This window comes from Streptomyces sp. NPDC050085 (assembly GCF_044460595.1).
Lineage (GTDB): Bacteria > Actinomycetota > Actinomycetes > Streptomycetales > Streptomycetaceae > Streptomyces.
Map to the genome: position 1 here is coordinate 72,048 of NZ_JBITJZ010000005.1, position 7,393 is coordinate 79,440.

A 7,393-nucleotide genomic window follows, 5' to 3' on the forward strand; every position below is an offset into this window, starting at 1 on the left:
TAAGGTTTGCGCCATGCGTGATCTCGGGGCGGGCTTCGGCTTTCTGATGAAGGGGCAGCGCTGGGTCGCCCAGCACGGCAAGCAGTACGGCTGGAGCCTGCTGCCCGGCCTCATCACCCTCGTCCTGTACGCGGCGGCCCTGGTCTGCCTGGCGATATGGGGCGGTGACTTCGTCGCGTGGGCGACGCCGTTCGCCGACGACTGGTCGTCCCCGTGGGGCGGCCTCTTCCGCGGCCTGCTGACCGCGGTCCTCTTCGCGCTCGCCCTGCTCCTCGCGGTCCTCACGTTCACCGCGGTGACCCTGCTGATCGGCCAGCCCTTCTACGAGTCCCTGTCCGAGCAGGTCGACATCGCCGAGGGCGGCCACGCCCCGGAGTCCGGACTGCCGCTCTGGCGCGACCTGTGGATCTCGGCCCGGGACAGCCTGCGCATCCTGGCCCGCGCGGGACTGTGGGGCGTGCTCCTCTTCGCGCTCGGCTTCATCCCCTTCGTCGGCCAGACGGTGATCCCGGTCCTCGGCTTCTTCGTCACGGGTTTCTTCCTGACGGAGGAACTCACGGCGGTGGCCCTGCAGCGCCGGGGTGTCCAACTCCGCGACCGGCTCGCCCTGTTGAGGTCGAGGCGGGGCCTGGCGTGGGGCTTCGGCGCACCGTTGGCGGTGGCGTTCCTGGTGCCGTTCGTGGCGGTGTTCCTGATGCCGGGAGCGGTGGCGGGGGCGACGTTGATGGTGCGGGAACTGGAAGGGGCCCCGGACGCATCGGGGGCCGACGAGGACGGGGCCGACGACGGGGCCGACGAGACGCAGCGGGGGCTGACCGCATGAAGACGGCGAACATGGGAGTCCTCTTCCTCGTAGAGCTGGGCGCCCTCGCGGCGGTGGGGGCCTACGGCTTCACCCGGGACGTGTCGACCCCGCTGGCCTGGCTTCTGGGCCTGGCCGGGCTCGCCGTGATGATCACCACCTGGGGCCTGTTCGGCTCCCCGAAGGCGCGATGGAAGACCCGCGGCGCGGGCCGGGTCGCCTTCGAACTCGCCTGGTTCGGCGCGGGAGTTGTCGCCCTGGCGCTGTCCGGCGCGTACGTCTGGGCGGCCGTCCTCGCCGTGCTGTGCGCGGTGAGCAAGGCGCTCGCCGTCAGCTGGAACCAGTACTAGGACCAGGGCCTGCCTGCGGGACACCAGAGTCTGCCTGTGGGTGACCGGGGTCTGCCTGCGGGCCCTCGTCGGCGAGCAGCTCCAGGAAGTCCCGGAAGGCCCCCGGCATGTCGACCCGGTCAGGGTCGAGCAGCCACTGGAACTGCAGCCCGTCCATCACGGCCACCAGCAGCGGAGCCGCCCGCTCCGGCGTGAGCCCGCCCGGCAGCCGGTCGCCGTACTCGGCGCGCAGCACCTCCGCCATGGACGCGCGCACCTCCGCGTAACGCCGCGTGAAGAACTCCCGCGCCGGATGCCCCTCGGTCACCGACTCCCCGAGCAGCGCCGAGAAGGTCTGCACGATGCCGGGCCGCATCGCGTTGTACTCCACCAGTGAGCCGAGCAGATCGAGCCGCCACTGGCTGTTCGGCACCGCGTCCCACTGGTCCCGCTCCGCCAGGACCGCGACGAGCAGGGCCTCCTTCGTGGGGAAGTGGTGCAGCAGCCCCTGCTGGGTGAGTCCGACGCGCTCGGCGACCGCCGCGAGGCTCGCGCCCCGGTACCCGCGCTCGGCGATCACCTCGACGGCGGCGCGCAGGATCTCGGCCCGTCGCCCCTCGCTCCTGGCGGTTCTGGTGCTGCTCATGCGGTCACCGTACGACATGACGTGACTGCCCCGAGCAGTATTCATAACGGCAAGATAACGAAACCTACCGATCTACAGGTGGCGGGTGCAGGATGGAGCTGCTGAGACTCGATGGAGCTGCTCAGACCCAGACGTGAGACGACCTCGACGAGGAGGCGCCGGCATGGCGAACCAGGCACACGGCAACGGCAGCGAGCAGGACCGCGCCCGCGAGACGGCGGTCGAGGCCGCACTCGGCAAGCTCGACCTCGACACCAAGGCGCGGCTGCTCGGCGGCCAGGACATGTGGTCCCTGCCCGAGATCCCGGAGATCGGCCTGAAGTCCCTGGTCATGTCCGACGGCCCGATCGGGGTGCGCGGCGTGCGCTGGACCGCCGACGACCCCTCGATCGCCCTGCCGTCCCCGACCGCGCTCGCCGCCACCTGGGACCCCGCGCTCGCCCGCCGGGCCGGTGCGCTGCTCGCGCAGGAGGCCCGCCGCAAGGGCGTCCACGTCCTGCTCGCCCCGACGGTGAACCTGCACCGCTCGCCGCTCGGCGGCCGCCACTTCGAGGCGTACAGCGAGGACCCGTACCTGACCGGCGCCATCGGCACCGGCTATGTCCAGGGCGTCCAGTCCGGCGGCGTCGGCACCACGGTCAAGCACTTCGTGGCCAACGACGCGGAGACCGACCGCTTCACGGTGAACAACATCGTCTCGGCCCGCGCCCTGCGCGAGCTCTACCTCGCCCCCTTCGAGGCGATCGTCGAGAACGCTCACCCCTGGGGCATCATGACCGCCTACAACCAGGTCAACGGCGTGACGATGACCGAGCACCGCTACCTGGTCAACGAAGTCCTGCGCGGCGAATGGGGCTTCGACGGCTTCAACGTCTCGGACTGGATGGCCGCCCGCTCGACCGTCGGCGACATCAAGGGCGGCCTGGACGTCGCCATGCCGGGCCCGCAGACCGTATACGGCCCGGCCCTCGCCGCCGCCGTCCGCGCGGGCGAGGTCGAGGAGTCCGAGGTCGACGACGCCGTGCGCAACGTGCTGCGCCTCGCCGCCCGCGTCGGCATCCTCGAAGGCGCCGAGCCGGTCGTCACCGAGGTGCCGGGGGAGATCGACGGCGAATCCCTGGCCCGCGAGATCGCCCGCCGCGCCTTCGTCCTCGTGCGCAACTCCGGCGTCCTGCCGCTGCGTCCGGACGCGAAGGTCGCCCTGATCGGCGCCGCCGCCCGCGACGCCCGCGTCCTCGGCGGCGGCTCCGCCACCGTCTTCCCGTCCCGGATCGTCTCCCCGCTCGACGGCCTGAGCGCCGCGTTCTCCTCCCTGACGTACGCCGTCGGAGCCGACCCGAGCGACGAACTGCTCCCCGCCGACAAGGGGTTCGAGCTGCGCGCCGTGTGCCGCGACGCCGACGGCACCATCCTTGGCGAGGGCTCGCTCCCCAACGGCCAGGTGCAGTGGCTCGGCGACGACCTGCCCGCGGGCGTCACCCACGAGGCGCTGCACAGCATCGAGGTCACCGGCACCTTCACCCCGCGCGAGAGCGGCGACCACGCCTTCGGCACCCGCGGCCTCGGCGCCTTCACCCTCACCGTCGACGGCACCGTCCTCTACGACGGCGTACAGCCCATGGGCGACGAGGCCGACCCCTTCGAGGCGTTCTTCGGCGCCCCGCTGGAGCGCGGCCGGGTCACGCTGACCGAGGGGCAGCCCATCGAGGTCTCCCTCCGCCACGTCCTCGACACGTCCCTCGAGATGCCGCTGCCCGCGATCATGTTCACCTTCACCCACCTCGGCCCGCGCCGCGCCGAGGACGAGCTGATCGCCGAGGCGGTCGAGGCCGCCCGCGACGCCGAGGTGGCGGTGGTCGTGGTGGCGACGACCGAGCGCGTCGAGTCCGAGGGCTTCGACCGCACCGACCTCCAACTCCCCGGCCGCCAGGACGACTTGGTGCGCGCCGTCGCCGCCGCCAACCCGAACACCGTCGTGGTCGTCAACTCCGGCTCCCCGGTGGAACTCCCGTGGCGCGACGACGTCGCGGCCGTCCTGCTCAGCTGGTTCCCCGGCCAGGAGGGCGGCGACGCGCTCGCCGACGTCCTGACCGGCGCCGAGGAGCCCGGCGGCCGTCTGCCCACCACCTGGGGCTCGTTCGCGGCCGCGCCCGTCACCGGGGTCACCCCGGACGACGGTCAACTCGCTTACGCCGAGGGCGTGTTCATCGGCTACCGCGCCTGGGACAGGTCGGGCAGCACCCCCTCGTACCCCTTCGGTCACGGCCTCGGCTACACCGACTGGGCGTACGAGTCCCTGGACGTGACCGGCACGACGGCGACGGTCCGCGTCCGCAACACCGGTGCCCGCCCCGGCCGTGAGACCGTCCAGCTCTATCTGTCCCCGAGCGAGTCCGACGCGGCCCGCCCGGCGCGCTGGCTGGCCGGCTTCGCGAGCGTGGAGGCCGCGCCCGGCGAGCTCGTCGAGGTGAGCGTCGAACTCCCGCGCCGCGCCTTCGAGATCTGGGACGAGACCACCAACTCCTGGTCCCACCAGCCGGGTTCGTACGAACTGACGGCAGGCCGCTCCCTCGCCGACGCCCGCGTCAGCGAGACGCTCGTCGCCTGACGGCCCCGGCCGGCAGGCTCTGGAACCAGGGGCGGCGGAACCTGACCCCCGCCGCCCCTGCAAGCCCTTTGTGCCGCTGCTACCGGCGCACCCCGAACCCGTACACCGTCCGCGACCGGAACGTCTCGCCCGGCCGCAGCACGGTCGACGGGAACTCGGGCCGGTTCGGCGAGTCCGGGAAGTGCTGCGTCTCCAGCGCGATCCCGTCGCCCGGCGCGAACGGCAGCGACGCGTCGAAGTGATCGGCGGTGTAGAACTGCAGCCCCGGCTCGGTCGTCGCCACGGTCAGCACCCGCCCCGACGCCGGATCGTGCATCTCGGCGACCCCGACGGCCTCGGCCGTCACACCCTTGTCGAGCACGTAGTTGTGGTCGTACCCGGGCCCGGCCTTGCGGCTCTCGCGGAAGTCGAACCGCGTCCCGGCGACCTCGGCCTGCTCGCCCGTCGGAATCAGCGTCCCGTCGACGACGGTCACCCGCCCGGCGTCGATCCGCACCTCGTGCCCGCCCGCCGCGTTCCCCGAACCGGCGCCGCCCAGGTTCCAGTACGTGTGATTGGTCAGGTTCACCACGGTCGGGGCGTCGGTCGTCGCCTCGTACGTGATGCTCAGCGACCCGCCCTCCTCGAGCGCGTACGTCGCCGAGACCTCGAGCCGGCCAGGGAACCCCTCCTCGCCGTGCGGGGACACCCTGCTGAGGCGCAGCGCGTGCTCCCCGACCGGCTCGGCGTCCCACACCCGCTTGTCGAAACCGCGCTCGCCGCCGTGCAGCGCGTTCGGCGCGTTGTTCTGCGCCAGGTGGTAGATCCGCTCGTCGAGCGGGAACCGGCCGCTCGCGATCCGGTTCGCGTACCGCCCGACCAGCGCACCCAAGTACGGCTCGGGGTGCGCCAGATACCCGGCGAGGTCGTCGAAGCCGAGCGCGATCCCGGCCGGGCTCCCGTCCCTCCCCGGGACCTCCACCGACTGCAGGATGCCCCCGTACGTCAGCACACGGACCCGCACCCCGTCCCGCTCCAGGGTCCAGCGGTGGACGTCGGTGCCGTCGGGAAGGGCGTCGAAGAGTTCACTGCGCATGATCGAGACCCTACGCCCGCTCCCTCGGGGGTCAGACGACCGGCTCCTTCGCCGTCACCCCGCGGTACGCCAGCTCCGCGAGCCGCGCCTGCCCGTCCTTGCTCGGATGGAACCAGTCCCACTGGCTCAACTGCCCCTCCCCGAACCGGTACCCGAACACCGCACCGTCGTCGGACCGGCACCGCTTGTCCTTCGCGCACACACTCTTCAGTACGTCGTTGTACGCCTCGACGCGCCCCTGCACCTGGTCGCGCCGCTGGGTGGCCAGGGTGTCCATGTCGTCCGGATCGGCCAGCATCGACTTGCAGATGCCCAGCTTCCACACCTGCTTGCCCAGCGGATTGTCCCGGCCCTCGGACCACAGCCGCTTCAGATCGGGCACGCTCATCACGTACACCTGCGCCTTGGGCGCCTCCTGCCGCAACCGCCGCAGCGCCTCCTCGAAGTCGGCCCGGAACTCGGTGACCGGCGTCATGGAGTCGGCGCTCGACCGGCACGCGTCGTTCGCCCCCGCCATCACCGTCACCAGGTCGGGCCGCACCGCGCCCGCCCGCTCCAACTGCTCGGGCAGATCGGCCATCCGCGCCCCGGTCCGCGCGTAGTTCCAACTGTGCGTCTTGGCCCGGCTCTTGCCGAGCAGCCGCACCGCCAGGCTGTTGACCTGCGCGTCGGAGCCGGTCGCCCACGACACCTCGGGGCAGTCGGACAGCACGGTGCACGCGTCGAACCCCCGCGTGATCGAATCACCCACCGCGGCAACGGACCGCGGACTCGTGTCCCACGTCGGAGTGGGTTTCGGCGACGCCTTCGCGGCGGCCGTGGACCCCTTCGGGCCGGGGGAGTTGTCACCGGAGGCGTCACACGCCGTGAGCGCGCCCACCCCGAGCACGGTCGCCGCCAACGCGGCGACGGTGGCTCGTGGACCCGTCCGAAGGGCAGTTGACCGGTGGCTTCGCTTCCGCATCCCGTGGTCCCCTCCGTCGCTCACTGTCCGCGCTCCTGCCGCCGCTGTCGACCTCACTGTCGACCAGGCTGACGCCGTACGCGCTGCCGGGGTTGCGCCCCGCCGGGTGAAAGGTCGGTGTTTGTGCGCCCCGGGACCGACAGTACGTCACACTCCTTGCACCGCTGCGCGATAGCCTCGCCCCGGGGTCCCCGGTCGACCCGGTGATACCCCTCAGTACCGGTTCCGCTAAATTACAACACGTCAGATGTGTCCCTTTTTGTCTGGACCTCGTTGATCCGGGCGCAGAGGGAAGAAGGCTCGGCACGGGCGCGAGGCCGCTGGGGAAGGCGAACCTCGACCCACACTGGAGGTCCCGGTGACGACACGTGGAGTTCTGTACGTGCACTCCGCACCGCGCGCGCTGTGCCCGCACGTCGAATGGGCGGTCGCGGGCGTACTCGGCGCGCGCGTCAGCCTCGACTGGATCAGGCAGCCCGCGGCGCCGGGCACCTGGAGATCCGAGTTCTCCTGGCGGGGCGAGGTGGGCACCGCCGCCAAGCTGGCCTCCGCGCTGCGCGGTTGGCAACTGCTGCGCTTCGAGGTGACGGCGGAACCCTGCGCCGCCGCCGAGGGCGAGCGCTACAGCGCCACCCCCGAACTCGGCATCTTCCACGCCGTCACCGGCATCCACGGCGACATCCTCATCCCCGAGGACCGGCTGCGCGCCGCCCTGGCCCGCTCCAAGGGCGGCGAGACCGACCTGGAATCCGAAGTCGCCAAACTCCTCGGCAAGCCCTGGGACGACGAACTGGAGCCCTTCCGGTACGCGGGCGAGGGCGCCCCGGTGCGGTGGCTGCACCAGGTGGTCTGACCGACTTCTCCGCCGAACCGAGAGTGGGCCCGCCCGGGGATTCCCGGGCGGGCCCACTCTCGGTTAAAACCAGCGGGGTCCCCACGGATCAGTCCGCGCCGGACCCCCCCCCCCCC

Annotated in this window: 7 protein-coding genes; 4 read left to right on the top strand and 3 right to left on the bottom strand. The window is 72.0% G+C overall.

Going from position 1 to position 7,393, the window contains the following annotated elements; genetic code table 11:
- Positions 1-13 precede the first annotated feature (13 nt).
- Positions 14-823 (top strand): EI24 domain-containing protein, encoded by an 810-nt coding sequence (locus tag ACIBUY_RS19950; protein ID WP_399153223.1) that lies wholly within the window; start codon positions 14-16, stop codon positions 821-823.
- A complete protein-coding gene (locus ACIBUY_RS19955; protein WP_399153224.1) occupies positions 820-1,152 on the top strand; it encodes a YrdB family protein in 333 nt (110 codons plus the stop codon). The genes ACIBUY_RS19950 and ACIBUY_RS19955 overlap by 4 nt, the downstream gene beginning before the upstream one ends.
- On the opposite strand, the gene ACIBUY_RS19960 is transcribed toward ACIBUY_RS19955, so the two are convergent.
- Positions 1,133-1,795, bottom strand: coding sequence for a TetR/AcrR family transcriptional regulator (locus tag ACIBUY_RS19960; RefSeq protein WP_399153482.1), 663 nt, complete (start codon positions 1,793-1,795; stop codon positions 1,133-1,135). The two genes, ACIBUY_RS19955 and ACIBUY_RS19960, sit on opposite strands and share 20 nt — an antisense overlap.
- Before the next feature lie 145 nt (positions 1,796-1,940).
- On the opposite strand from ACIBUY_RS19960, the gene ACIBUY_RS19965 reads away from it, so the two are divergent.
- The gene (locus ACIBUY_RS19965; protein WP_399153225.1) at positions 1,941-4,385 is read left to right on the top strand and encodes a beta-glucosidase; all 2,445 of its coding nucleotides are present in this window, start codon (positions 1,941-1,943) and stop codon (positions 4,383-4,385) included.
- A gap of 79 nt (positions 4,386-4,464) precedes the next feature.
- Here ACIBUY_RS19965 and ACIBUY_RS19970 read toward each other — a convergent pair whose 3' ends face one another.
- Entirely contained in the window at positions 4,465-5,460 is a 996-nt protein-coding gene (locus tag ACIBUY_RS19970; protein WP_399153226.1) for an aldose epimerase family protein, read from the bottom strand.
- 31 nt (positions 5,461-5,491) lie between these two features.
- A complete protein-coding gene (locus ACIBUY_RS19975) occupies positions 5,492-6,424 on the bottom strand; it encodes an SGNH/GDSL hydrolase family protein (RefSeq protein ID WP_365561295.1) in 933 nt (310 codons plus the stop codon).
- A gap of 358 nt (positions 6,425-6,782) precedes the next feature.
- Here ACIBUY_RS19975 and ACIBUY_RS19980 point away from each other — a divergent pair, with 358 nt between their 5' ends.
- Positions 6,783-7,277, top strand: a complete 495-nt coding sequence (locus tag ACIBUY_RS19980) for a DUF3145 domain-containing protein (protein WP_365561298.1) — start codon at positions 6,783-6,785, stop codon at positions 7,275-7,277.
- Positions 7,278-7,393 lie beyond the last annotated feature (116 nt).

What these genes read in the sequence shown, in the direction of transcription:
- ACIBUY_RS19950 (WP_399153223.1), top strand. Translation starts at nt 14, where the DNA reads ATGCGTGATCTCGGGGCGGGCTTCGGCTTTCTGATGAAGGGGCAGCGC.
- ACIBUY_RS19955 (WP_399153224.1), top strand. Translation starts at nt 820, where the DNA reads ATGAAGACGGCGAACATGGGAGTCCTCTTCCTCGTAGAGCTGGGCGCC.
- ACIBUY_RS19960 (WP_399153482.1), bottom strand. Translation starts at nt 1,795, where the DNA reads ATGTCGTACGGTGACCGCATGAGCAGCACCAGAACCGCCAGGAGCGAG.
- ACIBUY_RS19965 (WP_399153225.1), top strand. Translation starts at nt 1,941, where the DNA reads ATGGCGAACCAGGCACACGGCAACGGCAGCGAGCAGGACCGCGCCCGC.
- ACIBUY_RS19970 (WP_399153226.1), bottom strand. Translation starts at nt 5,460, where the DNA reads ATGCGCAGTGAACTCTTCGACGCCCTTCCCGACGGCACCGACGTCCAC.
- ACIBUY_RS19975 (WP_365561295.1), bottom strand. Translation starts at nt 6,424, where the DNA reads ATGCGGAAGCGAAGCCACCGGTCAACTGCCCTTCGGACGGGTCCACGA.